This is a genomic window from Streptosporangium sp. NPDC005286 (assembly GCF_040607515.1).
GTDB lineage: Bacteria > Actinomycetota > Actinomycetes > Streptosporangiales > Streptosporangiaceae > Streptosporangium.
Genome location: NZ_JBEXGU010000046.1, coordinates 34,088 through 59,881, shown reverse-complemented (window position 1 = coordinate 59,881; position 25,794 = coordinate 34,088). Strand labels below are relative to the sequence as shown.

The following is a 25,794-nucleotide window of genomic DNA, read 5'->3' as shown; positions in this document are numbered from 1 at the left end:
CCACACCTGCAACCGGTCTCCTCACCAGGGGGCACAGCACGCCCCCCGCCCCCCCCCGCGGCGCGGGCGGCTTCCTGTGCCCGTCGGCATCGGGACGCTCATCCGCGCCCCGGGTGACCTGTGGAACGTTCCCCGGGAGATCGAGCGATCCCGGGCATTGCATCGCGTGGACCTGAAGCCATACTGTGCGAAACAACGTTTCCATTTTTGCGAAACGGTGTTTCCATTTTCTCTGCCCGGAACCCGTGAAGGGGTGCCTCTTGACGCGTATCGATCAAGGCGTGATCTAACCCCGCGGTCACCTCGGCCGGTGCGTTCACGACCGTGCCGGATGGCGGCATCCCGGGGTTCGGGAGCATCGCCGGATCATGCCGGCCCCGCCGGGCCGGCACCGCCCCCCCACCGAGCACACAGGGAGAAAAGTGAAGGTCAACGTCAACAGACGTCCGCGGAGGGTCATGGCCGTGTTCACCGCCATGATCGGCATGCTTCTGACGACCACGATCGTGGCCGCCCCGGCCGCGCAGGCCGCCACGGCGTGCGGCGGCTACTCCTCGAGCACCACCACGTGTGTCACCGACTCCACGACCATCGCGGGAACCTCGTACAACCTGACCTGGTACCTGCCGAACGGCACCGCCACGGCCCTGATGCTCGCCCAGCACGGATTCAGCCGCAACTGCTCGCACCTGCGCAACACCAGCAAGGCGATCGCCGAGAAGGGCGTCATGGTGTTCTGCGTGGACGCCGACATGAGCAACGGCAACCCTGCACTGGGCAACCAGCTCGGCGACCTGCTCAGCTCTCGCGCGATCACCCCGCCGAACGGCAGGGCCCTGCCGGTGAACTACATCGTCGGCGGGCATTCGGCCGGCGGCCACTTCGCGAGCGTCGTCGGCGCCCGCCTGGCCGGCAACGGCTACCAGAACCTGAAGGGCGCGATCCTCTTCGACGGCGTGGCCTCCTCGGGCTTCACCGAGAACCTTCTCGCCGTCTCGGCCGGCAACACCCGCCCCGTCCTCCAGATCGCGGCGCGGCCGAGCGTCATCAACCTGTTCAACAACTCCTTCGGCGCGCTGGCGGCGCTCGGGTCCCGCTTCGTCGGCATCCAGCTCGTGTGGACCAAGTACACCCTGGGCATTCCCTCCGGCGGCAGCTGCCACATCGACGCCGAGGGCGAGAACACCGACGCGATCGGCATCCTCGGCGCCACCTGCTCCCCCAACGCCACGCAGACCTCCTGGCTGCGGGACTTCACCTCGACCTGGGCGCGGGACCTCGCGACCGGCTCGTACACCTCCTCCCACTACTGCACCGACGCAGGCGACCTCTCGACGTGCGGCAGCCGGGCCAACGTCGTCCTCGGCGGCAGCCTGCCGTACGCGGCGGTCATCCCGAACTCCTGACGCCGTAACCCGCTTGACGTGCACGGTGCCGCCGGACGGAAACGCTCCGGCGGCACCGTGCGCCGGGCGGCCCCGGCGCAGGGGCCGCCTCTCTCCTGGACCCGCCCCCCTTCCCCATCGCGTTTCGGACACTGTAACTTCGTTTCCAAAACCGGCAATCAAGGGAGTGTTGAGTGGGACCTCATCCGCACGGCTGGTGGATCGTGCTCCACCTAGTGCTGTTCGTCTTCTGGCTGGGCGGGGACCTGGGCGTCTTCTACTCCAGCAGATCCGTGCTGAATCCGGCACTGACCCCCGCCGCTCGCGCCACCGCGCTGAAGATCATGAGCGGTCTGGACCTCGGCCCGAAGATCTGCCTGGTGCTCTTCCTGCCCAGCGGGGTGACGCTCATGGCGCTCGAACCGCACGGGGCCGAACTCTTCGGTGTGCGCCTCTTCCCACTCTGGTCGGTCCTGCTCGTCTGGGCCTTCACCGCCCTCTGGCTGTTGCTGACCGTGGCCGACCACCGCACCCACGGCCGATTCCCCCGGGTACGGCAGGCCGACTGGGCGATCCGGATCGCGCTGGTCACCGCGATCGCCGGGGCGGCGGGCTACACCCTGCTGGCCGACCGTCCGTTCGGGGTGGACACGAACCCCCGATGGCTGGGGGCCAAACTGCTGCTCTACGCGCTGGCCCTCGCGGCCGGACTGGGCATCCGGCTCAAGCTCCGCGCCTTCGGCCCCGCCTTCGGCACCCTTGTCACCACGGGCTCGACTCCGGAGGTGGAGCGCACGTTGCGCGGCTCCGTCGACGGGTGCCTGCCCTATGTCTGGGTGATCTGGGGCAGCGTGCTCGCGGCGGCCGTGTCGGGCGTGCTCAAACCGGGGGCGCTTCTCTGACGGCGCCGTTCCGGGTCCTTCCGGAACCGGACTCCGGCGCACCCCGCCTCACCGCGGCGGCTCCGGGAGAGAGGACCCGGCCGGCACGGGGGCGGGGCACCTCACCGCCGCGAACGGATCAGCGGCGGTGACCGAGCTGGGCCGACAGACGGCCGGCGGCCTCGACCACCAGGGGCGCCGACTCCTGCATGTGTGACTTGAACCGGGTGCTCGGCCCGGACACGCCGATCGCCGCGATCACACCGCCGCCATGGTCGAACACCGGGACGGCGATCGACGTGGCGCCCTCCTGCCGCTCGCCGTAGGAGGTGGCGTAGCCCCGGCGCCGGATCGCGGCCAGCTCGGTGTGGAGCTTGGCCGGATCGGTGATCGTCTTGTCCGTGAGCGCCTCCAGACCGTGCCGGCTCAGGTAGCCCTCGACCTCCTCCTCACGCAGGAACGCCAGGATGGCCTTGGAGGGACCGCCGGCGTGCAGCGGGTAGGGGATGCCGAGCGAGACCTCTATCCGCAACTCCTGCTCGGGGACCACCTGCTCCACGTAGAGGCGGGTGTCGCCGCGCCGTACCGACAGCGTGGCGGTCTCCCTCGTGCGGGCCGCCAGCCCGCGCAGCTCGGGGCCGGCCATGGCGCGCAGGTCGGTGCGGGCCAGATAGGCCCGGCCGAGCGCGATCGCGGCGTGCCCCAGTGAGTAACGCCTGGTGACCGGGTCGGCCGCGATGAGCTCGCGGCTGCGCAGCGCGGTCAGGATACGGTGCACGGCCGCCTTGGTCAGGCCGAGCTCCGCGGCGATCTCGGTCACCCCCAGATCCGGGCGGTTGCTGCGCCCGAACAGCAGCAGCACGTCCATCGCGCGTTCCACTGCCGCGATCGACCGGCTCTGGCCGTCGCCCTCGTCCACGGCGTCCGCCGGTCTCGCGCTGGTCCTCGCTGGCACCCGGCGCTCCTCTCGTCTTCGCAGGAGTCCACTCTACGGCGAGAGATTTCCCCATTGGAAACACGACCACCTCCGCCTGGAAACACAGTCACCTCCGCGTTGACACCGACCACGCAACATCGTTACCTTCAGCGTTACAACGTTTCCAACAGTGAAACAGTGAGGGGCAGTGGCTACTGACGGTGTTTCCTTCCGCGCGGTGCTGGCACAGTGGCCGAGCGGCGTGGTCATCGTGACGACCGGCACCGCCGGCGGCGAGTGGCACGGCATGACGGCCAGTTCGTTCTCCAGCGTCAGCGTGGACCCGCCGATGGTCCTGGTCTGTCTCGCGAAGACCACCCGGACCCACCGCCTCGTCGAGGAACGGGGAACCTTCGCCGTCAGCATTCTCGGCAGGGACCAGGCGGCGCTCGGCCGCCGGTTCGCCGGGCAGGAGCCCGCACCGAACGGCCCGTTCACCGACGCGCGCTGGGTCACGGGCGTGACCGGCTCCCCGGTGCTCGCCGACTCGATCGGCTGGCTCGACTGCCGGGTCGCGCACGCCTACCCGGGCGGCGATCACACGATCTTCGTCGGCGAGGTACTGGCGGCGGACACGCCCCGGCGCGTGGCTCCCGTGCTGTTCCACTCCCGGGCCTGGGGCCAGCTCGCCGACCCGCTTCCCGACGAGGTCGCCGTCGCCGACACCGGCCTGCTGTCGATCCTGCGCACCCGCGGTTACGAGGAGGCGCGGCTGGCCAGGATCTCCCGCGCGCTGCGCGCCGCGGGTACCAGGGTCCGGCTGTTCGACCCGTACGGCGAGCCGCTCCCCGCCGAGAACCTCGACCCGGTCACGGCCTCCGCGTTGATCGTGGAACCCGCCCAGGTCCACTCCGCCGTCCGCGCGGGTGCCGGGGTGGTCGAGGTGGTCGTCTCGGCTGAGGAGCACGCCGCCTCCGTGCGTGCGGGCGCCGGCCCGCCGGCTCCGGAGAGCGCGGCCCCGACCGTGGAGGCCGCCCGGCGGGCGGGTCTGACGACGGTCGCGCACATAACCGAGTCCTTCGCCGAGGACCGCGCGGACGCCGTCGTCTCCGCGGTCGGACGGCTGGCCGACCTCGGCTGCGACGAGATCGGGCTGGAGGAGGGCAGGCTCCACGCCTCCCCGCTACGGGTACGCGAGCTCCTGCGGGACGCCTCCGCCGCGGCCCGGTCCGCCGTCCTGCGGGTCCGCCTGCGGGAGCGGAACGGGATCGGCATGGTCAACGCGCTGGTCGCGATGAAGAGCGGGGTAGGGAACTTCGACACCACGCTCGGCGGAGTGGACGGCTCACTCCCCGGGGAGGACGTGCTCTTCCTGGCCTCCCAGCTGGAGGTGGCCAGCTCCGTCGACCGTACCGCCCTGGTCGCCGGCGCCACCGAGCTGGAGGGCTCCTGGGGTTCCCCCCTGCCCGGACGCACCTACCGATTCGTCAGTTGAACCCGTACCACCCCGACTCCACCTGCCTGAGGGGGCACAACGTGACCGACAAGCTGACCGGCGAACGTCTCGTCGACGACATGACCGATGCCGAGCGCGCCCGTGCGGCCCGAGTCGAGGCGGTGCTGCCCGCGCTGCGCGCCGCCGCGGCCAAGGCAGACGAGGACGCCCTCTTCCCGATCGAGCACATCGCGCTGCTGCGCGAGGCCGGGCTGCTCGGGCTGGTGGTTCCCGAGGAGCACGGCGGGCTCGGCGGCACACTGCGCGACCTGGCCGCGGCCACCTTCGCGATGGGCACGGCGTGCCCGTCCACGGCACTGGCCTACTTCTTCCACAACACCAGCGCCTCCCGAGGGCTGCTGCCGCTGGAGGCGATCGAGGCGGGCCTGTTCACCGACGAGGAGGCCCCCGTGGTGCGGGCCTTCGCCGAGAAGGTGCTGACCCGGATGGCCTCCGGGACGTGGCTGGCCAACTTCGCCTCCGAGTCGGTCAAGAGCTCCGGCGCCAACATCACCATCGCCACCACCGCCCGCCGTACCGAGGGCGGCTGGGTCCTGGTCGGCGAGAAGTCCTTCGGCTGCGCCACCGGGGTGGCCGACCACTACCTGACCACCGCCAAGCTGGAGGGGTACGACACGGCCGAGGGCCTGGCCACGTTCTTCGTGCCACGCGACGCGCCGGGGGTCTCCGTCCGCGCGCCGTGGGACGGTCTGGGCATGCGGGCCACGGCCAACAACGGCATCCGGCTCGACGGCGTGTTCATCCCCGACGACGAGGCGCTGACGATCCCCGGGGCGTTCACCCGGATGCTGCAGATGAGCCGGGGCAGCTTCGTCGGCAACCAGCTGGCCATCTCCGCCGTCTACACCGGATGCGCGCAGAACGTCTACGACGTCGTGGTCGAGCAGCTCACCAAGAAGACCTTCGCCGACACCGGGCGGCCGATCGCCGCCAGCCCGATGCACCAGGTGCTGATCGGCGACATGACGGTACAGCTGGAGACCGCCTACCTGTGGCTCCGCCGCCAGCTGCGGCTGGAGACCTCCGAGCCGCCGCTGCGGCCCAAGTCCGAGGTGTTCCGGCAGTGGCGGATGGGCAAGGGCTCGGTCACCGAGGCGTGCTTCCAGGTCGCCCTCGGCGCGTTCAAGGCCTCCGGCACCTCCGGCGCGATGATGGGCGGTGTGGTCGGCCGCGCCCTGCGCGACCTCGCGATGGGGCTGGTGATGACCTTCCCCGCCGAACGCGGCAAACTTGAGGCCGCCCAGATGGTCACCCAGGCCAAGGAGAACGAACTGTTCGCCATCGCGGACCGTCCGTGAGACGACCGGGCGCACCCGAGAACAGCCCTGGAGCATCCATGATCGACATTCCCGAAGTCCAGGACCTGGTCGACGGCACCTGGGCCACCTGCACCGACGACCTGGGCTTTGACCTGGAGGACCCCGCGACGGGCAAGCCGGTGACCCGGGCCGTGGGCACCTCCGCCGCCCGGGTCGGCGCGGCGCTCACCGCGGCCGAGAACACGTCGGCCTCCTGGGCGGCGACCTCGTCCGAACGCCGGGCCGAGATCCTTGACTCCGTCGCCGACGCGCTCGAAGCGCGGATCCCGGCGATCGTCGCCCTGGAGTCCTTCGCCACCGGCGTGCCGATCCGCCAGACCGCCCCGCTGGGAATGATCATCGGGGGCGCGTTCCGGCTGGCCGCGGGAGAACTGCGCGGGGGCCGGCTGCTCGGCACCGAGATCCGTGAGGACGGCCGCACGGTGGAGGTGCACCGGCTTCCCCTGGGGCCCGCCCTGTGTCTGGTGCCGTGGAACGCCCCCGCGCCGATGGCGGCGCACAAGACCGCCAGCGCGCTCGCCGCCGGCTGTCCGGTGATCCTCAAGGTGAGCGAATACGCCCCCTACGGCTCCCAGCTGCTCGCCCGGGTCCTGCATGAGACGCTCCCCCCGGGTGTCTTCCAGCTCGTCCAGGGCGGCCCGAGGACGGGCGAGCGGCTGGTCGGCGACCCACGCGTCCGCGCGGTCTCCTTCACCGGCGGCCTGGCCGGGGGCCGGTCGGTCGCCGCCGCCTGCGCCGCCGGTCTGCGCCCCGCCCAGCTGGAGCTCGGCGGCAACAACCCCCTGGTGGTCCTGCCCGACGCCGGCACCGAGACCGCCGCCCGGGCCGCGGCCGACCTGCTCACCACGCTCAACGGCCAGTGGTGCCGGGCACTGGGCCGCCTCATCGTGCCCCGCGACCGCCTCGGCGAACTCGTCGAGGCCGTCGGTGAGCGGCTGCGCGCGCTGCGCGCCGGTCCCCCGCTGGAGGAGGAGACGGACTTCGGCCCGCTGATCCACTCCGCTCATCTGCGACGGGTCCGCGACGCGATCGCCGCCGCGGGGGGCCGGGCCGTGTCGTACGGGACCGTGCCGGAGGACGGCAACTTCCTGGCTCCCACACTGATCACCGGCACCGACCTCACCGACGAGATCTTCGGCCCCGCCGCGGCGGTCGTCCCCTACGACACCGTGGACGAGGCGGTCGGCCTGGCCAACGCCACGCCGTACGGGCTGGAGGGGTACGTCGTGGGGACGGACGAGGAGCGGGCCCTCGCGGTCGCCCGGCGTGTCCGGGCCGGCGAGGTGAAGGTCAACGGCTCCAGCGTCATGAGCCTGCACCTGTCCACCCCGCGACCGGCCTGGGGCCTGTCCGGTCTGGGCGAGGAGGGCACCCACGAGACCCTCCGTTTCTTCACAGGCGCCAGGGTCGTCGGGGTGGAGGGCGGCTTCGCCCTCCACGGAAGGCGGCGCCCCTGAGGCGCGTGCCGGTGACTCCGCCCAGGTGAACACCCCGCTCGGCGGCCCGGGAACGAGCGGTGCGGCTCGCGCCCGCCGGGCTCCGTGCGGTCACGGGCTCCGTGCGGTCACGGGCCCTGCGCGGGCCCTCGTCTCGCCCGTACGACCGCGGGACAAGGGCCCGCTCAAGGAGGATCCGATGCGTGAGAACCTGATCTTCAGGGAGAATCCGGCTCGCGTCGGTGAACTCGTCGGAAGCGTGCCGGTCACGGACCCCGCCAGGGTGGACGAGGTCGTCCACCGCGCCGACGGCGCGTTCCGCGAGTGGTCGCGGATCCCGGTCGCGGAGCGGATCGCCGCCCTGCGGCACGCCGCCGACACCGTGGCCGCCCGGCTGGAGGAGCTGGCGACGCTGCTGGCCCGGGAGACCGGCAAGCCGCTGGCCGACTGCCGCGGCGAGATCGGATTCGCCGTCACGTTCCTGCGCTGGACCTGTGACCGCGCCCCGGCGGCACTGGCCTCCGTGGAGGTCGACGACGCCGCCGGGCGGCTGGTGGTGCGGTGCAAGCCGTACGGGGTGGTGGGCTGCGTGACCCCGTGGAACGCCCCGATCATCCTGGCGATGCTCAAGCTGGGGCCCGCGCTGGTGGCGGGCAACGCGGTCGTGCTCAAACCGTCCCCGCTGGCGCCGCTGACCGTCACCGAGATCGCGGCCACGCTGCCCGCCACCTGGGTGATCCACGGCGGCGCGGAGACCGGCCGCGCGCTGGTCGGCCACCGGCTCGTCCGCAAGGTGGCGTTCACCGGCGGCGACGCCGCCGGGCGGGAGATCGCCGCGACGGCCGGTGCGATGATCACTCCTTCGGTGCTGGAACTGGGCGGCAACGACCCGGCCGTCTTCCTGCCGGACTTCGCGCTGACCGGCGCCGACTACGAGCGGCTGGTCATGGCGTCGTTCGCGACCGGCGGGCAGGTGTGCATGGCGGCCAAACGGCTGTACGTGCCGCGAGCGCGGAGCACCGAGTTCATCGAGGCGTACCTCGCGGCGGCGGAGCGCGTCCTGGTGGTCGGCGACCCCTTGGCGGAGGAGGTCACCATGGGCCCGGTCATCTCGGCCGCCGCCGCCGACCGGATCGGCGCGCTGGTGGCGGCCTCGACGGGCGCCGGTGGCGGGAGGGCCGTGCCGCTGGGCCGATCCGTACCCGGCCACGACCCGTCATCAGGATATTTCGTGACACCGCACCTGGTCATCGGCCTGGACGACCACGCCCCGCTGGTGGCCGACGAGCAGTTCGGCCCGGTGGTGCCCCTGCTCGTCTACGACGGCGAGGAGGAGGTGCTGGCCCGCGCCAACGCGGGCGAGCTGGGCCTGGGCGCCTCCGTCTGGTCCGCCGACGAGGAGCGCGCCTTCGCTCTGGCGGACCGGTTCGAGGCCGGGTTCGTCTTCGTCAACACCCACAACCGCACCGGGATGTCGCTGCGCGCCCCCTTCGGCGGGGTCAAGCGCAGCGGATACGGCCGCGAATACGGCAAGGAGGGACTGCTGGAGTACGTCCAGTCCGCGGTCGTCCACGCCCCGGCCGCGTTCCGCCCCGGCGGAGGCGGCATGGCCGCGGGGGCCTACCCCGGCTGATCACAGTCCAGCAGACCCGCCGTGAGCGCTCCGGGCCCCGCCGGAGGCGCCACGGCTGTTCAGCGACCTCGGCGATGCCGCAGGTCACGACAGGTCGAAGGCATTCGGCCCGCATTCGCACCTCGCCGCGGCAGAGCTCTCAGCGGACGTCTCCCAGCCGGCGCGCCACGCCCCTTGACGATCCCAAAATTCCCTCCTAGGTTTCCTCTATCGTAACGGCGTATCTCACAGAGATACAGGAAAGGTGGCGTCGTGGAACTCACTCGCCGAAGGATTCTGCAGATGGGCGGGCTGGCTGCCGCGGCGCTCGCCACCGGGTGCGCGACCACGCCGAAGAAGGCGGCGACGGCGACGGCCGGTGCGCCGCTCATCGTCGCCTCCACGGCCATAACCAACTCCCTCGATCCGGCCGCCGCGCTCTCCAACGTGGGAGCCACCTTCAACGCCCAGGTCTACGAACCGCTGGTCGCGTTCGGCGCGAGCGGCAAGCCGGAGCCGGCTCTGGCCACCGCCTGGCGCACGATCGACGACCTCACGATGGAGTTCACGCTCCGTCAGGGGGTGAGGTTCCACCGCGGCGGCGCCTTCGACGCCGCCGCGGTCAAGGCCAACATCGAGCGGCTGCTCTCCGGCGACCCGGCGTTCGCCTTCCGCGTCGGGCAGATGGGCACGCTGGCCGGCGCCGAGGTGGTCGGCCCGGACACCGTGCGGATCATGACGAAGAAGCCGGACCCCATCCTGCTGAACCGCCTGGCCAGGCTGGGCATGACCGACCCGGCGATCTTCGCGGAGAAGCCGGGCACCGTTGCCTCGGGCACCGGCCCCTTCCGGGTGACCGCCTACACCCCGGCCAAGAGCATCGACCTGGAGGCGTTCCCCGACGCCTGGCGGAAGTCGGAGAGCATCAAGACCGGCCGCGTCGTCGCCATCCCCGACCCGGGCACGCTGACCACCGCACTACGCACCGGCGAGGTGGACGGCGCCTACGGCCTGCCGCCCGCGGTGGCAGCGGAGCTGACCGGCTCGTTCGTCGCGAAGTCCGTCTCGGCCGGCTCGTGCGCGATATTGAGCATGATCGGCGAGGTGGAGCCCAAGCTACGCGACAAGCGGGTGCGGCTGGCGCTCAACCTCGCCGTCAACAAGGAGGAGTTCGTCAGGTCCGGGCTGTCGGGCTACGGCGAGGTGCCCACCGGGCAGTTGCTCCAACCCGGCTACGTCGGTTACGACCCCTCTCTGGAGGCCTTCCCGCATGACCCCGAGCGGGCCAGGGCCCTGCTCAAGGAGGCCGGTGCCGAGGGGCTGACCCTGAACATCGCCACCACCGCCATCTTCAAGCAGCAGGCCGAGATAACCGCCGGCTACCTCGCCAAGGTCGGAGTCAAGTCCGAGGTGGTCATCCAGGACCTGTCGTCCTTCATCACCACGCTGCTGAAGAAGAGCGAGGTTCCCCTGCTCTACTGGCAGACCGACTACGTCGACCTGCACGACATCGCCGGCGTCAGCCGCTTCGGGCCGCAACCCGAGGGCGTGCAGCGGCACGTGGACGATGAGGAGTACATCAAGCTGTTCGCGAGCAGCCAGACCGAGATGGATCAGGCCGACCGGGAGGCGACCATCAAGGCGATGGCCAAGCGGCTCCACGACGAGGCCGGGGTGGTCTTCCTGGCCTGGCCGAAGACGGTCTACATGCACTCGCCCAAGTCCGACCTGAAGCTCAACAGCGACGGCCACGTGCTGTTCGCCGAATCCAAGAAGAATGCATGAAAGCAGACCGCACAGGCCCGCGCGTTCTTCGCACGGGTGCGGTATGGCTGGTCCGGCTCGCCGTGACGGTACTGGGCGTGCTGACCCTGCTCTTCTTCCTCCTGCGTCTGTCCGGTGATCCCGCCGCTGTCCTCGTGGGACCCGGCGGCACCGCGGAGGACATCGACAGAGTCCGCCGCGAGCTCGGCCTGGACCTGCCGCTGTGGACGCAGTACGGCGCGTTCCTGGGCGATGTCGCCCGGCTGGACTTCGGTGTCTCCTCCCGCACGGGAGAGCCCGCCGTTTCCGCGGTGCTGGTCCGGCTGCCGCTCACCCTGCAGATCGTCGGTGCCACGCTCGCGCTCGCCCTGCTGATCGGCGTCCCGCTCGGCATGCTCGCCGCGGCCCGGGCCCGGCGCCCCGCGGGCCGGGCGATCACGACGGGCGCCGCGGTCGCCCAGGCGGTACCGAACTTCGTGCTCGGCCTGTTGCTCCTGCTGGTCTTCGCGCTCTGGCTCGGCTGGCTGCCGAGCTACGGCTCGGAGAGCCTGCTGCATTCGGTGCTCCCGACGTTGACCCTGGCCGCCTTCACCGTCGCCCGTGTCGTACGACTGGTGAGGGCCGGCCTGCTGGAGGCGATCGAGCAGGACTTCATCCGGACGGTCCGGGCCAAGGGGGGCGGCCGCCTGCGCGTGCTCACGCGGCACGCGCTGCCCAACGCCTTCCCGCCGGTACTGGCCTTCCTCGTGGTCGACAGCGCCTACCTGCTGTCCAGCACGGTGATCGTCGAACAGCTCTACGCCTACGACGGGATCGGCAAGCAGCTCGTGGACGCGATCTTCCAGCAGGACTACCCGATCGTACAGGCGACGGTGTTCGTGGTGGCCGTGCTGGTGGTCGCGGTCAGCGCGCTCGGCGACGTACTCGGCGCACTCGCCGACCCCAGGGTCAGAAGGGAGGCGGCCGGATGAGGCCGTCGGTGCGGATCGCGTTGGCGGGGCTGGCGTTGATCGCCCTCGCGGTGGCGTTCGGGCCGTCCCTGCTCGGTGTGGATCCGCTGGAGCAGGACCTGCCGGCCAAACTGGCGCCGCCGTTCTGGATGGAGGGCGCGCTGGCCGGCCACCCCCTCGGCACCGACCAGCTCGGCCGCGATCTGCTGGCGCGCGTCCTGGCGGGCGGGCGGACCTCGCTGCTGGTGGGCTTCGCGGCCAGCACGCTGGCCTGCGCGGCGGGAATCGTGGTGGGGCTGCTCTCGGGTTATCTCGGCGGTTGGATCGACCGGCTGATCATGGGCCTGGGCGACCTGTGGATCGCCTTTCCCTTCCTGGTGCTGGCGATCGCGACCGTTGGCGTCGTGGGCTCCTCGACACCGGTTCTGATCACGCTGCTCACCCTCGCCGGCTGGGTCACCTCCGCCAGGGTGACCCGGACGATCGTCAGGCAGGTCAGGGGAGAGGACTACGTGGCGGCCTCGATCGGAGCGGGCGCCGGTCACCTGAACGTGCTGACCCGGCATCTGCTGCCCGCGGTGGCCGGCGCCAACCTGGTGATGTGGACCTTCGTGGTCGGCACGATGGTGCTCGTCGAGGGCGGCCTGTCGTTCCTCGGCCTGGGCGTGCGCCCCCCCGCCCCCTCCTGGGGCACGATCCTCAACGACGGGCGCGAGCTGCTGGAGACCGCCTGGTGGATCCCGCTGTGGCCGGGGCTGGCACTCACCCTGACCGTGTTCCTGGTCAACCTGCTGGGCGACGGACTCCGTGACGCCCTCGACGTTCGGACGGACGACCATGCTTGAGGTGAAGGACCTGGTGGTGACCGCCGGCGGCGTGCGGATCGTGGACGGCGTCTCCTTCGAAGTACGGCCGGGCGAGGTGCTCGGCATGGTCGGCGAGTCGGGGTCGGGTAAGACGATGACCATGCTCGCCGTGGCCGGCCTGCTGCCCGGCCCTGCCAAGGTCACCGAAGGGACGGCCTTTCTGGACGGCGCCGAACTCACCGAGGCCCGGCTCGAACGGATCAGAGGGCGCCAGATCGGCTTCGTCTTCCAGGACCCGGCGACATCGCTCGATCCGCTCATGCGGATCGGCGTACAGATCTCGGAGGTGCTGCGGATCCACGGCGCGAACCGTACCGGGGCCCGGCGACGGGCGGCGGAGCTGCTGGAGCAGGTCGGCATCGGCCCTGAGCGGGCCGGGGTCTACCCGCACGAGCTTTCCGGCGGGATGCGGCAGCGGATCGTGATCGCGATGGCCATCGCGCTCCGGCCGTCCCTGCTGATCGCGGACGAGCCCACCACCGCGCTGGACGTCACGGTCCAGGAGCAGATCATGCAGGTGCTGCGTGCCGCGCAGCGGGAGACGGGAGCGGCGACCGTGCTTGTCAGCCACGACCTCGGCCTCGTCGCCGGGGCCGCGCACCGGATCGCGGTGATGTACGCCGGCCGCCTGGTCGAGACGGGAACCGTGGAGGAGGTCCTTGGCGCGCCGCGCCACCCCTATTCCGCCGCACTCATGCGATCCCGGCCGCGGATCGGTACGGGCCGGGGGCCGCTACCGGTGATCCCCGGGTACCCACCGGCGCCCAGGTCGCGACCACCCGGCTGCGCTTTCCATCCCCGCTGTCCCGCCGCGCTCGCCCGCTGCGCGAAGGAGACCCCGCCACTCGCCGATGGCGTGGCCTGCTGGGCGGTGCAGGATGGCTGAACCGCTGCTCCGCGTCACGGACCTGCGCAAGAGCTACGGCGCGCTGCGTGCGGTGGACGGCGTGACGTTCGAGGTCGACCGGGGCGAGACGCTCGCGATCGTGGGCGAGTCCGGCTGCGGGAAGTCGACGCTGGCCCGGTGCGTGGCGCGGCTGACGCAGCCCACCGGCGGGAGCGTGCGCCTGGACGGGGTGGAGCTGGCCGCCCTGTCACGCCGGCGGCTGCGCCCGCTGCGGCCCCGTTTCCAGCTCGTCTTCCAGGACCCCGCCACCTCGCTGAACCCGCGCTGGACGGTCGGGGAGATCGTGCGGGAGCCGCTGCGCCTGCAGAACGTGCGCGGGGACGTGCCCGGCCTGCTCGCGGAGGTGGGCCTGGACCCGGAACTCGCCGGCCGTCACCCGCACCAGCTCTCCGGCGGGCAGCGGCAGCGGGTGGGCATGGCGAGGGCGCTGGCCCTCTCTCCCGACCTGCTGGTGCTCGACGAGCCGGTCACCGCCCTGGACGTCTCGGTGCAGGCCCAGATCATCAACCTGCTGCTCCGGCTGCAGGAGGAGCGCGGCCTTGGCTACCTGTTCATCTCGCACGACCTGGCCGTGGTGAGCGCCGTCGCCCATCGGGTCGCGGTGATGCACGCCGGCCGGCTGGTCGAGACAGGGCCGGCCGAGCAGGTGCTCGGCCGGCCCTCGCACGACTACACCAGGGCACTGGTCGCGGCCGTCCCCGGCGCCTGACCGCTACGCGTGTGCCACGACGGGACGCGCGAGACCGTAGTGCCCGCGGAGCGTCCGGCCCTCGTACTCGGTACGGAACAGGCCCCGGCGCTGCAGTTCCGGCACGACGTGATCGACGAAGTCGGCCAGGCCGCCGGGCAGCGTCGGAGGCATGACGTTGAAGCCGTCGGCAGCGCCCTTGACGAACCACTCCTCGATCTGGTCGGCGATCTGCTCGGGGGTGCCCGACACCACGCGGTGCCCCCGGTTGCCGGACAGGCGGCGGATCAGCTGTTCCAGCGACAGGTTCTCCCGCCTGGCCAGGTCGACGATGACCCCGGCCCGGCTCCGCTGGCCTTCAACCACCCCGGGGATGTCGGGCAGCGGCTGGTCGAGCGGGTGCTTCGTCAGGTCCACGCCGAGCATCTCGGAGATCGTGGCGACGGTGGACTCGGGAACGACCAGCGACGCGAGCTCCTCCTGCAGCTGTGCCGCCTCACGCTCGGTGGAGCCGATGATCGGCGACAGGCCCGGCAGGATCGCCACGTCCTCGGGGCTCCTGCCGTACTTCGCGAGCCGCCTCTTGAAGTCGGCGTAGAACGCCTGGGCCGAGTAGATGACCGGCTGCGCGGTGAAGACGGCCTCGGCATAGCGGGCGGCGAACTCCTTGCCGTCCTCCGAGGAGCCCGCCTGGACCAGCAGCGGCCGGCCCTGCGGCGAGCGGGGAATGTTCAGCGGCCCGCTGACCCTGAACCGCTCTCCCTCGTGCTCGACGGCGCGGACCTTCTCCACGTCCGCGTAGATGCCCTCCGACTGGTCGCCGACGACGGCACCGTCTTCCCAGCTGTCCCAGAGTTTGGTGACCACGTCCACGAACTCGGTGGCCCTGGCGTACCTGACGGCGTGCAGCGGAAGACTCCCGCCGAAGTTGCGCGCCTCCGACTCGTTGGCCGAGGTGACGATGTTCCACCCGGCGCGGCCACCGCTGATGTGATCCAGCGAGGCGAACTTACGCGCCACGTTGAACGGCTCGTTGTAGGTGGTGGACATGGTGGCGATCAGGCCGACGTGCTCGGTGACCACCGCCATCGCCGCCAGCATCGTCAGGGGCTCCAGTCCGCCCAGGGTGTGGTACTTGATGTCGCCCCAGAAGGACAGGGAGTCGGCCAGGAACACCGAGTCGAGCTTGCCCCGCTCGGCGGTCCTGGCCAGTTCCTGGTAGTGCCGGATATCGGTGACTCTGGACGGGTCCGCGCCCGGGATGCGCCAGGCGGCCTCGTGGTGGCCCACGCCCATGAGGAAGGCGTTCAAGTGGAGCTTTCTCATCTCATCCTCCAGCCCCGCACGGTGTTTCTCATAGAGAAACGTTGTTTCGGGAGAGGAGACTAGCAGGATTGGATCACGAATCGTGGTCCACCACGGCACGGGCGGCGAGCCTCGGGCGAAGCCAGGCCGCCACCTCGAGGTGGGCCGGATGCTCCTGGTAACCGCACAACTCTTCGGCGGACTCGTGCCGCGTGACCAGGCACAGGTCATAGGAGACCGGCGACCCGATCATGTCCAGGCCGACGACGAGATCCCGGATCTGCTCGACCCGGCCACCCATGCCCTCGAGCAGATCCCTGGCCTTCGGCGCGTCCCGCGGGTCGGTGAACTTCATCAGCACCACATGGGTCAGCACGATTGCCTCCTAGACATTTCCTCCGGTTTCGCGAGATCCTATGTCTCGGAAACACCGTTTCTCTAGACGTAACAATCGAGGAGTGCACATGGTACGCGTCGCCGCGGCGCAACTCGAGACAGGCCAGGACCCGGCCGCCAATCTGGCCGCCTGTCTGCGCGCGATCGACTCGGCCGCGGCCCGGGGAGCCGAACTGATCGTGCTGCCCGAGTTCTGCAACCACCTGTCCTGGTACGAGGACCGCGCGCACGCCCGGCGGCTGGCCTGCCGCCACGGGGACCCGTTTCTCACCGCCGTCTCCGAGCGGGCCGCCCGGCACCGCGCGTATGTCAAGATCGGTGTCACCCTCGCCAGGGAGGACGGGCGCACCACCGGCGCCTCCCTGCTCTACGGCCCGGACGGCACCCTCCTCGGCGAGGCCGACAAGCAGACCCTGATGGGCGCGGAGAACGACCACCTCGATCCCGGGACGGCCGTGGGCCCGGTGATCGCGACCGAACTCGGCCGGCTCGGCATGTACGCCTGCATGGAGGGCGTGATCAGCGAGGTCACCCGCGGGCTGGTGCTACGCGGCGCGCAGGTGCTGCTCAACAGCCTGAACTCGTTCGCCGTGGACGAGGCGAGCCTGCACATCCCCGTCCGCGCCGCCGAGAACAAGGTGTGGGTGGTCGCCGCCAACAAGGTCGGGCCGCTGATCCCCGCCGACATGCTGGAGTCCGTCGGCGCCGGGCTCGGCGTCCCGCCGGAGTGGCTGCACGGCGCGGGCGAGAGCCAGATCGTCGCCCCGGACGGCACGGTCGTGGCCAGAGCTCCTCGGACCGGCGAGGCGGTGGTCGTCGCCGACATCGACGTCACCCTCGCCGACTCCAAGCTCCGCCCCGACGGCACGGACATCCTCACCGCCCGCCGCCCCGCCCTCTACCGGCCGATCTCCGCCGAGCCCCGCGGCCGCCGGGCACCCGCCGGAGCCGAGCGCCTGGCCGTGGCCGTGGTGCGGCCCCACGACGAGCCGGGCACCGCCGGAGAGCTCATCGGGCAGGCGGTCGCGGGCGGGGCGGAACTGATCGTGCTCCCCGAGCTGTGCGGGGTGAGTGCCGAGGAGGCGGCGCGAGCCGTCCGCGGGACCGCGGCGCACGTGGTGCTCAGCGAGATCCGCCAGGGGGCGCACGAGGGACTGCTGATCTCGGGCGAGGGGGTCGTGGGACGGCAGCGGGCCCTGCACCCCGTCACCCGGCACGCCGGGCGTGTCACCTCGCTGGGCGACGGTCTGGAGATCTTCGAACTGCCCTGGGGACGACTCGCCGTCATCGTCGGCGACGACGCCGTGTTTCCCGAGACGTTCCGGCTGGCGGCGCTGGCCGACGTGGACGTCGTCGCGGTGCCGTTCACCCCCTCCGAACCCTGGGAGCTGGAGTACGGCCTGCTGGAACGGGCCGCGGAGAACCGGCTCAACGTCGTCGCCGCCGGTCACGACGGGCCGGCGGGCCTGGCCGGGACCATCTTGGCCACACCGCGCGACTTCACCCTCTGGGCCGCCTGGGAGGGCCCGTTCAGCGGTCGCATCAGCCACCCACTCGTCACCCCGGTCAAGAACGGTGACCGCTTGGTAAGCGCCGATCTCTACCCGGCGCAGGCTGTCAACCGACACGTCTCACGCGGCACCGACCTGGTGGACGGCAGACCGTGGCGGCTGGCGGGCGCGCTTCAGGAAGGAAGCTCATGAAGGAAACGTTGCAGCACGTCGAGCAGATGCTCGACGAGTCTTCGGCCATAGACGTCACCGAGACGTTCGAGCAGTTGCGGACGATACTCGCCGAGCTCAAGGCGAAGATCGACGCCAGGTTCGAGCTGACACGAGACCCCTCCAGCGACCGGTTCGACAGCTACGGCAGCTATCCCGACGGGCCCGGCGGCCGGATCGAGGCCTACACCGGGCCGGAGGTCGACTGGATGGTCCACTCCTGGCTGGGAAACCCGAAGGCGAGCTTCACCAACCTGCACCTGACCACCTGGCTGGGCCCGCAGATCGACGTGCCGCACCTGGGCATCGCGCTGCTGGTCTGGCCGGGGGGCTGGTTCTACCAGGACTTCATCCCGCGGGTGAACCTGGCCGAGCGGGCCGACTACTACGACCGCTACTACGCACCACTGGACGCCGACTGGGTGCGGTTCAAGGAGGAGAACCCGGACTTCACCTGGTTCACCAGCCGGACCGGGTTCATCCGCGCGAGCCTGTCGCCCAACGTGTACTGCTACTCCTTCCCGCGCGCCCAGCAGCACATCGACGTGGTCCGCGAACTGCTCGACGCCCGCGTCGACCGCTGGCTGCGCTGGGTGGACGAGGCCGACCCGGTGCCCGAGGCCGACCGGCCCGCGCTGGCCGCCACCGATCTGGCGATCCGCCGGAACATCGCCGACCGCGACCCCGCCAACGTCATGGGCGTGCGCTACTTCGGTGAGGAGACGACCGACAAGCTGGTCCGGGCGCTGTGGGGCGGCGACCGCGTGCTGCCGAGGCCCGCGTGATCCGATCGCTGTGGTGGGCGGCGAAGACCGGCGGCGATCCTCCCTTCGACACCTCGCACCTGAAGGTGTACTACCCGGCGGCCCCGGACGGCGACCGGCTGACCGGGGTGTTCCGGCCAGAGGGCGGCCCGTATCCGGTGGTGCTGTTCCTGTCCGGGATCAACGTGGGTCAGGACGCCTATCGATGGCTCGCAACCGAGATCGCGGCCGCCGGCTTCGTCTGTGTGACCTTCGACCGGGTGGGTGAGCTGTTCGGCGGCGAGTACGGGCTGACGCCCGGCGTCGACCTGGACGCCGCCCGGCCCGGGATCTACGGGTCGCGCCCGACCTGCCCGGCGATCCCGGCGATCCTGGCCGCGCTGGCCGAGATCGACCTGCTGAAGGGCGCGATCGACCTGGAGCGGGTGGCGCTCGGCGGGCACTCGGCGGGCGGCTCGGTGGTCCTGCAGTCGGCTCGGCACCTCCCCGAGGTGAAGGCCGTGTTCGCCTACGGCGCGCACACCATGGTGGCCACCATGCTGGGCTGGCCCGCGGGGACCGTGGTACCCGCCCAGGTGGACTGCCCGGTCCTGCTCTCGGTCGGCACCAGGGACGGTGTGATCATGGGAAGCTCGGACCGGTACGGTCAGGAGGAACACCCGGCCGATCCTGTCACCCGGACGTTCGACGAGGCACTCGGCGACCGGGACGGATCCCACCTGCTGGCCGTCATCGAGGGGGCCAACCACTTCGGGATCGCCGACCCGGTGGACCCGACCGCCGCGCGAGCCTTCCTGGACCTACCGGCCACGGCCGAACCGCGACCGATCCTCTCCCGGCTGATCACCACGTTCTTGCGGACACACCTGTGCGGTGACGAGCATGCCCGATCGGAACTCGACGGCCTGCCTGACCTGCAACGCCGTTAGGAGGAAAGATGCTGAAGAACTTCTGGTACGCGATCGAGTTCGCCCACGTGGTCGACGGCAGGCCGCGGCGGATCACCTGCCTCGGTCAGGACTTCGTGATCTGGCGCAAGCGCGACGGCAGCGTGGCCTGCCTGTCCGACCTGTGCGTACACCGCGGCGGCGCGCTGTCGATGGGGAAGATCATCGAGGACCGTGTCGTCTGCCCCTACCACGGCTGGGAGTACGAATCCGACGGCGGCTGTACGAAGATCCCGGCCAACCCGCCGGGGCGGGGCATCCCGAAGAAGGCCCGGGTGGACGCCTATCCGGTGGTCGAGAAGTACGGCATGGTCTGGGCCTTCCTCGGTGACCTGCCGGAGCAGGAGCGCCCGCCGATCCCGCACATCCCCCAGCACGACGACCCCAGGTACCGTGCCGTCTACTGGGAGACCGTACTCGAGGCCAACTACGAGCGCGCCCTGGAGAACGTGGTCGACGCGGCGCACACGCCGTTCGTCCACGGCAGCGCGTTCGGCAACCCGGACAAGCCGGAGATCCCCGACTACGAGGTGACCGAGGCCGAATGGCACGCGGAGGCCGACGTGCTGTTCAGCCCGCCGCCCGCACCCGGTATCTGGGGCACCCTCTACCGGACCAAGGAACGCCAGCACGTGGTGGTGAGCAACGGCTGGTACCTGCCCAACATCGTCAAGCTGCACGTGCGGCTGCCGTTCGGCGACCTGATCCTGTACGACCACAACATCCCGCTCGACCGGGACCGGACCCTCGTGAAGATCGTCGGTTACCGGACCTTCTTCACCGGCAGGTGGGCGGACGCCAGCGCGGCCAAGCGGATCGGCAAGATCTTCGAGCAGGACCGGCCGATCGTCGAGAACCAGCGACCGGAGCTGCTGCCCTTCGACCTCTCGGCCGAACTGCACATCCGCAGCGACGCGCTCCAGGTCTCCTACCGGCGGCGGCGCCAGCAGCTGATCGACCAGGGCTGGTGGATCGGCGACGACGAGACCACCGCCGGCGACGCCGCGCGACGCTCGGCAACGGTGATCCCCTCCCCGGACCGCCGCGACAATCCCGAACTCGCCCGCGCCTGGGTGCACAAGCCCCGAGGAGAAGAACAGCCATGAGCCTGCCCGAAGCGCTGAGTGAACGCACCCTGTCCCGCCTGCTGGCCGCCACCGGCCTGTCGCCCTCGTCGCACCTGGACCTGACCGGCCCGATGTCCCCGGCGCCGGTGGGCGCTCTTCGCGTCTTCCGTCCGGCCGGCGCACCGGCACAGCCGGCCGTGGTGGAGAAGGTCGTGGCGGTCAGCCTGGTGGTGCCGCCGATCGGGCTGGACAGCCACATGATCTTCGCGTTCACCCGGCCGGAGTCGGCCGTCCCGCACTTCACGCTCGACTCGGTCGCCTCGTCCGAGTACCACGCCATGCACCTCGATCTGATCCCCCGGGCCGAGCTCGCCGTCCACCTGGGGTATCTGGACGTCTGCTTCCTGCCGCTGACGGAGCCGCTGGAAGCCGCCTGGAAGATCGACGGCGTCTCCCCCGCCGCCATCGGCCCCCGCCAGCGGGCGATGATGTCACCCTGGATGGTCGTCTGCCGGGCCACCGAGGATGCCTTCGAAAAGCTCGGCACGACCGTCGAGGTCTACCTCGACCACTGGTTCTCCCTCGTGGAGAAGGGCGTGCCCGACCCAGACGGCACCGACCTCGCCGCCCGTGACACGGCCAACCGCGCCAACCTGTTCAGCCCGGAGGTGGACCCGGTCTGGCACCAGGTCACCCGCCTCCTCGGCCCGGAACAGTCCGATCTCGTACGCGGAGAACTTCTGGCATGAGCGACACCACGCGACCCAGCGAATGGCAGCGGCGCATCGCCGGAGAGTGGCACGGCCGTCCCTCCCTGTTCGACGCCACCGGCACCTGGCAGGGATATGAGGACATCCGCCGCTCCTCGGACTTCGTCGACGGCGTGACCACCTACTACATGGACGGCGGCCTGGAGGGCGGCGGCCCCATGGCCGGAAGGTTCCGGCTCGGCGCCCCGTTCGCGTTCGGCGTCGTCGACTCCGACGCCAACCGCGTCTACACCGGACCCGACTTCTACGGCACCGGCCAGCCGTACGGTTCCTTCGTCGACTCCCACTACTACGGCCCCGGCTGGCAGGTGGACCTCAACACCTGGAACCAGGTCCTCGCCGACGACGACATCCAGGTCTACTCCTCGATGCTCTACCAGGGTCCCGCCGTGGTCGGCTGCTTCAACGGCCTCTACACCCGGGACCCCGCCAAGGTGGCGGACTGGCTGGCGGCCGAGACCCGGAACGGGCCGGTGCCCCACATCCTGCCCACCAAGACCGCGGGCGCCTTCTCCGGCACCTGCGAGGTCTTCGGCGCCGACCAGAAGCCGCGCGGCACCGTGGACATCACGGTCGAGGTGGAACCGCTGGATCTGCTGCGGGCCCGCCACCACGTCACCTGGACCGGAGCCCTGGAGCGCGGCCACACCGTCGAGGTGCGGCGTGACGGCTTCCGTTCCTTCTACGAGGGCCCCGAGGCCTGGGGCAACGCGCAGGCGTACGGCAGGGCGAACTACTCGAGCCTGCACTTCCGCGACGTCTGGAAGCTCAAGGGCCGCGAGTTCGTGATCGACGCCACCCCGGGAATGAGCGCGGGAAGGACGATGGCGGTCGTCTACGAACTGTTCGACGGCAACGTGCCGGCCGCCGTGGTCCACGGGGTGCTTCGATGGTCGTAGTCGTGACCGGCGGCACCAGGGGCATCGGGCTCGGGCTGGTCAGGGAGTTCCTCTCCCGGGGACACCGGGTCGCCCTCTGCGGCCGCAGTGACGAGTCCGTCGAGAAGGCACTGGCCGCACTGGACAGCGATCACGCGCTGGGGATGGCGGCGGACATGGCCGACCGTGCCCAGGTTCAGGCGCTGTGGGACGCGGCCGTCGACCGGTTCGGCTCGGTGGACATCTGGATCAACAACGCCGGGATCTCCCAGACACGCGGGCCGCTCTGGCGGCTCCCGGACGCCGAGGCGACGGCCGTCGTCGGCGTGAACCTGACCGGTGTGATCAACGGCAGCGCGGTCGCCGTCACCGGGATGATCGAGCAGGGCCGCGGCCACGTGTGGAACATGGAGGGGCTGGGCAGCGACGGCCGTACGGTCGCCGGCCTGTCCGTCTACGGCGCGACCAAGCGGGCGATCACCTACCTCACCCGGGCCCTCGCCAAGGAGGTCCCGGCCGGCGTCTCGGTCGGCCTGCTCAGCCCCGGCATGGTCGTCACCGACCTGCTCACCCACGGCTACGCCCCGGAGGAACTCGCCAGAGCCACCCGGATCTTCAACATCCTGGCCGACCGGGTCGAGACCGTCACCCCGTGGCTCGCGGAGCAGGCGCTGACCCGGACCCGCAACGGCGCCCACGTCCGCTGGCTGACCCAGGGCAAGATCCTCTCCCGGTTCGCCTCGGCCCCCTTCTCGAAACGCCGGGTGATCCCGTGATCGAGTACCCCGTCCCCCGCGCGGTGTTCGCGATCGCCGCGTTCCGGCCGCGCCCTACCCGACGCTTGGAGGCCGTATGATGACCGACGCTCTTGGCTGGCGCCGCAAGTTCGGCGTGATCGCCCCGTCCACCAACACGATCGTGGAGCCGGACTTCTACCGGATGACCGTTCCCGGGGTCACCGCGCACTTCAGCCGCATCCACATCCGCGACCAGAACATGTCCGGGAACGAGGGCATGGAACGCCTGCTCGACCAGATCCGCGAGGAGATCGGCTCAGCCTGCGAGCGGGTGATGACCTGCGAGCCGGACCACATGGTGATGGGCATGTCCGCCGAGACCTTCTGGGGCGGTGTCGAGGGCAACCGGCAGTTCGTCAAGCAGATCCACGACCTCACCGGCCTGGAGGTGGCGACCGGCGCGGAGGCGTGCGAGCGGGCGCTGAACCTGTACGGCGCGCGCAAGCTCGGCGTGGTCACCCCCTACCAGCCGGTCGGCGACGAGAACGTGGTGCGCTTCTTCTCCGAGATCGGCTTCGACGTGGTCGCCGTCAAGGGTCTGAAGTGCCCCACGGCCGTGTCGATCGCGCACGTCACCGAGTCCACGCTGCGCGAGGCGCTGATCGAGGTGGACTCCCCCGACGTGGACGCGATCGTGCAGTGCGGCACCAACCTGTCCATGGTCGGCCTGGCCGACGAGGCCGAGCGATGGCTCGGTAAGCCGGTCATCGCCATCAACGCCGCCACCTGGTGGATGGCGCTGCGCGACAACGGCGTCGAGGACAAGGTGTACGGCGCGGGCCGGCTGCTGCGCGAACACTGAGGGCCCGTCCTCAACCGCTTTCTCCCCGTCGCGCGCAGGCTCACGCGAGCGCCGAAGACCGTCTTCGTGCGCTTCTTTCCCCCTGCCGTGAATCCCCACCCCGTCCAGCCGTGGCCCGCCGCATGGCCGGCCGCTTCCTGACCCATGCCCTGAAACACCCCCTGGAGGAAACATGACTCTCTCCACCGGATCCACTCGGCGGATTCGCGCCGGGCTGGTCGCCGCGGCGCTCACCCTGGCGACCGCGCTGACGCCGTCGGCGGCCCTCGCCGGCGGCGCCACCGCGCCCACCGCGTCCACCTTGACGTCGCCCTCCTGGGTCGGCCGGTACGAGACGCAGATCGGCAACGACCCGGCCACCGTCTACTACCCGGCCGCCCAGACCTCCCTGCCGGTCGCCCTGCTCCTGCAGGGCGCGAACGTGCCCAAGGAGAGCTACAGCGAATTCGCCAAGATCGTCGCCGGTTTCGGCTTCGCCGTGGCCGTCCCGAACCATCAGCGCGCCGTCGGCCCGGTCTCCGGGCTCTTCCCCGAGCAGTCCCAGACCAACGCCGCCGTGACGTGGGCGGCGGCGGAGAACGCCCGCGCGGGCTCCCCGGTGGCCGGGCGGCTGGACGCCGACCGGCTGGTCCTGCTCGGGCACTCCTTCGGCGGGGCCGCCGGGCTGTTCGCCATCGGCAACACCTGCACGGTCCCGTTCTGCTTCGGGCCCGTCTACCAGCGTCCCGCGGCGCTGCGCGCGGCGGTGTTCTACGGCGCGAGCACGACAACGCCCGGCGGGGGTGCCGTCCCGATCGCCAACGCCGGGGTACCGGTCGCCCTCGTCCAGGGCGGCCTGGACGGCAACAACCTGCCGGCGGCGGCCGGTGCGACCTACAACGCCCTCGGCGCGCCGCCCAAGGCGCTCATCACCGTGACCGGCGCCAACCACTTCGGTCTCACCGACACCCAGACCCCGCCCGGCGCCATCCCCGACGCCTCGGCGCAGACGCTGTCCCAGGAGGAGAGCATCGACACCGCCGCCAAGTGGAGCGCGCTGTTCCTGCGCGCCTCGCTCGGCGACTCGCTGGCCGCGGCCTACGTCTACGGCTTCGGAGACGCCTCCGACAAGAACGTCACGGTGCTCTCCCAGCGCTAGTTGCATACGACACTGATACATCTGGAACATGTCTTCTCCCCGTATAAGCATCGTTGAGGTGGGACCCCGGGACGGCCTGCAGAACGAGTCCGTCCCGGTCGACACCGACGCCAAGGTGGCCTACATCGAGGCGCTGGCCGATGCCGGTCTCACCCGCATCGAGGCGGTCAGCTTCGTCCATCCCCGCCTGGTTCCCCAGATGGCCGACGCCGAGCAGGTGATGGCCCGCGTCCCGCGGCGCGAAGGGCTCAGCTACATAGGCCTGATCGTCAACGGGCGCGGCCTGGACCGGGCCCTGGCCGCGGGGGTGGACGAGGTCAACGTCACGATCGTGGCGACCGAGGCCTTCTGCCGGCGCAACCAGGGCATGACGGTGGCGGGGGCGCTGGACTCCTTCGCCGAGATCGCCGCCCGCGCCCACGCGGCCGGACTGCGGGTCACCGCGACCGTCGGGGCGGCCTTCGGCTGCCCGTTCGAGGGCGAGGTGGCGCCCGCTCACGTGGCCGAACTGGTACGGCGGTGCGCGGACACCGGGGCCGACGAGATCGCGCTGGCCGACACGATCGGCGTGGGCGTACCCGCCGACGTGCGACGGCTGACCGGGGCCGTGCGCGAGGTCACCGACCTGCCGCTGCGGTTCCACTTCCACAACACCCGCAACACCGGCTACGCCAACGCGCTGGCCGCGGTCGAGGCGGGCGCCACCGCGCTCGACGCGAGCAGCGGCGGGATCGGCGGCTGCCCGTTCGCCCCGGCGGCGACCGGCAACATCGCCACCGAGGACCTCTCCTACGCGCTGCGCCGCTCGGACGTCACCACCGGCGTCGACCTCGACCGGCTGCTCTCGGCCGCCTCCTACATCGGGGAGCGGCTCGGCGCTCCGCTCCCGGCACTCCTCGGCCGCGCGGGCGACTTCCCGCCCGTCCCGGGTGCCCGAACTCTCGATTGACGAGCACGTCTCACCCGCGA

At 71.1% G+C, this 25,794-nt stretch carries 24 protein-coding genes; 21 read left to right on the top strand and 3 right to left on the bottom strand.

The window, feature by feature from the left end:
• The first annotated feature begins 458 nt into the window (after positions 1-458).
• Complete coding sequence (locus tag ABZU75_RS19100; protein ID WP_355555653.1) at positions 459-1,406, top strand: hypothetical protein; 948 nt, start codon at positions 459-461, stop codon at positions 1,404-1,406.
• A 173-nt stretch (positions 1,407-1,579) separates the two neighbouring features.
• Entirely contained in the window at positions 1,580-2,287 is a 708-nt protein-coding gene (locus ABZU75_RS19095; RefSeq protein ID WP_355555651.1) for a hypothetical protein, read from the top strand.
• Positions 2,288-2,405: 118 nt separating this feature from the next.
• On the opposite strand, the gene ABZU75_RS19090 is transcribed toward ABZU75_RS19095, so the two are convergent.
• Positions 2,406-3,221, bottom strand: a complete 816-nt coding sequence (locus tag ABZU75_RS19090; RefSeq protein WP_355555649.1) for an IclR family transcriptional regulator — start codon at positions 3,219-3,221, stop codon at positions 2,406-2,408.
• A 169-nt stretch (positions 3,222-3,390) separates the two neighbouring features.
• Here ABZU75_RS19090 and ABZU75_RS19085 point away from each other — a divergent pair, with 169 nt between their 5' ends.
• The 9 genes from ABZU75_RS19085 to ABZU75_RS19045 all read left to right on the top strand — a co-directional run bounded on the left by ABZU75_RS19085 (position 3,391) and on the right by ABZU75_RS19045 (position 14,261).
• Entirely contained in the window at positions 3,391-4,677 is a 1,287-nt protein-coding gene (locus ABZU75_RS19085) for a flavin reductase (protein WP_355555647.1), read from the top strand.
• A 41-nt stretch (positions 4,678-4,718) separates the two neighbouring features.
• The gene (locus ABZU75_RS19080) at positions 4,719-5,996 is read left to right on the top strand and encodes an acyl-CoA dehydrogenase family protein (RefSeq protein WP_355555645.1); all 1,278 of its coding nucleotides are present in this window, start codon (positions 4,719-4,721) and stop codon (positions 5,994-5,996) included.
• A gap of 38 nt (positions 5,997-6,034) precedes the next feature.
• On the top strand, positions 6,035-7,474 hold the full coding sequence (locus ABZU75_RS19075) for an aldehyde dehydrogenase family protein (RefSeq protein ID WP_355555643.1): 1,440 nt from the start codon (positions 6,035-6,037) through the stop codon (positions 7,472-7,474).
• 178 nt (positions 7,475-7,652) lie between these two features.
• A complete protein-coding gene (locus tag ABZU75_RS19070) occupies positions 7,653-9,086 on the top strand; it encodes an aldehyde dehydrogenase family protein (protein ID WP_355555641.1) in 1,434 nt (477 codons plus the stop codon).
• Positions 9,087-9,368: 282 nt separating this feature from the next.
• On the top strand, positions 9,369-10,850 hold the full coding sequence (locus tag ABZU75_RS19065; protein ID WP_355555639.1) for an ABC transporter substrate-binding protein: 1,482 nt from the start codon (positions 9,369-9,371) through the stop codon (positions 10,848-10,850).
• Positions 10,847-11,800: an ABC transporter permease gene (locus ABZU75_RS19060; RefSeq protein WP_355555637.1), complete on the top strand. Its 954-nt coding sequence runs from the start codon at positions 10,847-10,849 to the stop codon at positions 11,798-11,800. Before ABZU75_RS19065 ends, ABZU75_RS19060 begins: the two co-directional genes overlap by 4 nt.
• A gap of 8 nt (positions 11,801-11,808) precedes the next feature.
• The gene (locus ABZU75_RS19055) at positions 11,809-12,624 is read left to right on the top strand and encodes an ABC transporter permease (RefSeq protein WP_355555635.1); all 816 of its coding nucleotides are present in this window, start codon (positions 11,809-11,811) and stop codon (positions 12,622-12,624) included.
• On the top strand, positions 12,617-13,531 hold the full coding sequence (locus ABZU75_RS19050) for an ABC transporter ATP-binding protein (protein ID WP_355555633.1): 915 nt from the start codon (positions 12,617-12,619) through the stop codon (positions 13,529-13,531). The genes ABZU75_RS19055 and ABZU75_RS19050 overlap by 8 nt, the downstream gene beginning before the upstream one ends.
• Positions 13,524-14,261: an ATP-binding cassette domain-containing protein gene (locus tag ABZU75_RS19045; RefSeq protein WP_355555631.1), complete on the top strand. Its 738-nt coding sequence runs from the start codon at positions 13,524-13,526 to the stop codon at positions 14,259-14,261. Before ABZU75_RS19050 ends, ABZU75_RS19045 begins: the two co-directional genes overlap by 8 nt.
• 3 nt (positions 14,262-14,264) lie before the next feature.
• On the opposite strand, the gene ABZU75_RS19040 is transcribed toward ABZU75_RS19045, so the two are convergent.
• Positions 14,265-15,566 carry an LLM class flavin-dependent oxidoreductase gene (locus ABZU75_RS19040; protein WP_355555629.1) on the bottom strand — a complete coding sequence of 434 codons (1,302 nt, stop codon included), beginning with the start codon at positions 15,564-15,566 and terminating at the stop codon, positions 14,265-14,267.
• 73 nt (positions 15,567-15,639) lie between these two features.
• Positions 15,640-15,921 carry a Dabb family protein gene (locus ABZU75_RS19035; protein WP_355555627.1) on the bottom strand — a complete coding sequence of 94 codons (282 nt, stop codon included), beginning with the start codon at positions 15,919-15,921 and terminating at the stop codon, positions 15,640-15,642.
• Between the two features lie 88 nt (positions 15,922-16,009).
• On the opposite strand from ABZU75_RS19035, the gene ABZU75_RS19030 reads away from it, so the two are divergent.
• From ABZU75_RS19030 to ABZU75_RS18985, 10 genes are all read left to right on the top strand, one after another.
• Positions 16,010-17,644 carry a carbon-nitrogen hydrolase family protein gene (locus tag ABZU75_RS19030; RefSeq protein WP_355555625.1) on the top strand — a complete coding sequence of 545 codons (1,635 nt, stop codon included), beginning with the start codon at positions 16,010-16,012 and terminating at the stop codon, positions 17,642-17,644.
• Positions 17,641-18,447 (top strand): oxidoreductase, encoded by an 807-nt coding sequence (locus ABZU75_RS19025; protein WP_355555623.1) that lies wholly within the window; start codon positions 17,641-17,643, stop codon positions 18,445-18,447. The genes ABZU75_RS19030 and ABZU75_RS19025 overlap by 4 nt, the downstream gene beginning before the upstream one ends.
• Positions 18,444-19,355 (top strand): dienelactone hydrolase family protein, encoded by a 912-nt coding sequence (locus ABZU75_RS19020; protein WP_355555621.1) that lies wholly within the window; start codon positions 18,444-18,446, stop codon positions 19,353-19,355. Before ABZU75_RS19025 ends, ABZU75_RS19020 begins: the two co-directional genes overlap by 4 nt.
• An 8-nt stretch (positions 19,356-19,363) precedes the next feature.
• Positions 19,364-20,479 (top strand): aromatic ring-hydroxylating dioxygenase subunit alpha, encoded by a 1,116-nt coding sequence (locus ABZU75_RS19015; protein WP_355555619.1) that lies wholly within the window; start codon positions 19,364-19,366, stop codon positions 20,477-20,479.
• Positions 20,476-21,189, top strand: a complete 714-nt coding sequence (locus tag ABZU75_RS19010; RefSeq protein ID WP_355555617.1) for a hypothetical protein — start codon at positions 20,476-20,478, stop codon at positions 21,187-21,189. Before ABZU75_RS19015 ends, ABZU75_RS19010 begins: the two co-directional genes overlap by 4 nt.
• A complete protein-coding gene (locus tag ABZU75_RS19005; protein WP_355555615.1) occupies positions 21,186-22,109 on the top strand; it encodes a hypothetical protein in 924 nt (307 codons plus the stop codon). Before ABZU75_RS19010 ends, ABZU75_RS19005 begins: the two co-directional genes overlap by 4 nt.
• The gene (locus ABZU75_RS19000) at positions 22,100-22,864 is read left to right on the top strand and encodes an SDR family oxidoreductase (protein ID WP_355555613.1); all 765 of its coding nucleotides are present in this window, start codon (positions 22,100-22,102) and stop codon (positions 22,862-22,864) included. The genes ABZU75_RS19005 and ABZU75_RS19000 overlap by 10 nt, the downstream gene beginning before the upstream one ends.
• 76 nt (positions 22,865-22,940) lie before the next feature.
• Positions 22,941-23,687, top strand: coding sequence for an arylmalonate decarboxylase (locus tag ABZU75_RS18995; RefSeq protein ID WP_355555611.1), 747 nt, complete (start codon positions 22,941-22,943; stop codon positions 23,685-23,687).
• Positions 23,688-23,859: 172 nt separating this feature from the next.
• Positions 23,860-24,825, top strand: a complete 966-nt coding sequence (locus ABZU75_RS18990; protein WP_355555609.1) for a hypothetical protein — start codon at positions 23,860-23,862, stop codon at positions 24,823-24,825.
• A gap of 28 nt (positions 24,826-24,853) precedes the next feature.
• On the top strand, positions 24,854-25,774 hold the full coding sequence (locus tag ABZU75_RS18985) for a hydroxymethylglutaryl-CoA lyase (RefSeq protein ID WP_355555607.1): 921 nt from the start codon (positions 24,854-24,856) through the stop codon (positions 25,772-25,774).
• Positions 25,775-25,794: the final 20 nt, after the last annotated feature.

What these genes read in the sequence shown, in the direction of transcription:
- ABZU75_RS19100 (WP_355555653.1), top strand. Translation starts at nt 459, where the DNA reads ATGGCCGTGTTCACCGCCATGATCGGCATGCTTCTGACGACCACGATC.
- ABZU75_RS19075 (WP_355555643.1), top strand. Translation starts at nt 6,035, where the DNA reads ATGATCGACATTCCCGAAGTCCAGGACCTGGTCGACGGCACCTGGGCC.
- ABZU75_RS19070 (WP_355555641.1), top strand. Translation starts at nt 7,653, where the DNA reads ATGCGTGAGAACCTGATCTTCAGGGAGAATCCGGCTCGCGTCGGTGAA.
- ABZU75_RS19065 (WP_355555639.1), top strand. Translation starts at nt 9,369, where the DNA reads ATGGGCGGGCTGGCTGCCGCGGCGCTCGCCACCGGGTGCGCGACCACG.
- ABZU75_RS19060 (WP_355555637.1), top strand. Translation starts at nt 10,847, where the DNA reads ATGAAAGCAGACCGCACAGGCCCGCGCGTTCTTCGCACGGGTGCGGTA.
- ABZU75_RS19050 (WP_355555633.1), top strand. Translation starts at nt 12,617, where the DNA reads ATGCTTGAGGTGAAGGACCTGGTGGTGACCGCCGGCGGCGTGCGGATC.
- ABZU75_RS19045 (WP_355555631.1), top strand. Translation starts at nt 13,524, where the DNA reads ATGGCTGAACCGCTGCTCCGCGTCACGGACCTGCGCAAGAGCTACGGC.
- ABZU75_RS19040 (WP_355555629.1), bottom strand. Translation starts at nt 15,566, where the DNA reads ATGAGAAAGCTCCACTTGAACGCCTTCCTCATGGGCGTGGGCCACCAC.
- ABZU75_RS19030 (WP_355555625.1), top strand. Translation starts at nt 16,010, where the DNA reads ATGGTACGCGTCGCCGCGGCGCAACTCGAGACAGGCCAGGACCCGGCC.
- ABZU75_RS19025 (WP_355555623.1), top strand. Translation starts at nt 17,641, where the DNA reads ATGAAGGAAACGTTGCAGCACGTCGAGCAGATGCTCGACGAGTCTTCG.
- ABZU75_RS19015 (WP_355555619.1), top strand. Translation starts at nt 19,364, where the DNA reads ATGCTGAAGAACTTCTGGTACGCGATCGAGTTCGCCCACGTGGTCGAC.
- ABZU75_RS19010 (WP_355555617.1), top strand. Translation starts at nt 20,476, where the DNA reads ATGAGCCTGCCCGAAGCGCTGAGTGAACGCACCCTGTCCCGCCTGCTG.
- ABZU75_RS19005 (WP_355555615.1), top strand. Translation starts at nt 21,186, where the DNA reads ATGAGCGACACCACGCGACCCAGCGAATGGCAGCGGCGCATCGCCGGA.
- ABZU75_RS19000 (WP_355555613.1), top strand. Translation starts at nt 22,100, where the DNA reads ATGGTCGTAGTCGTGACCGGCGGCACCAGGGGCATCGGGCTCGGGCTG.
- ABZU75_RS18995 (WP_355555611.1), top strand. Translation starts at nt 22,941, where the DNA reads ATGATGACCGACGCTCTTGGCTGGCGCCGCAAGTTCGGCGTGATCGCC.
- ABZU75_RS18990 (WP_355555609.1), top strand. Translation starts at nt 23,860, where the DNA reads ATGACTCTCTCCACCGGATCCACTCGGCGGATTCGCGCCGGGCTGGTC.
- ABZU75_RS18985 (WP_355555607.1), top strand. Translation starts at nt 24,854, where the DNA reads ATGTCTTCTCCCCGTATAAGCATCGTTGAGGTGGGACCCCGGGACGGC.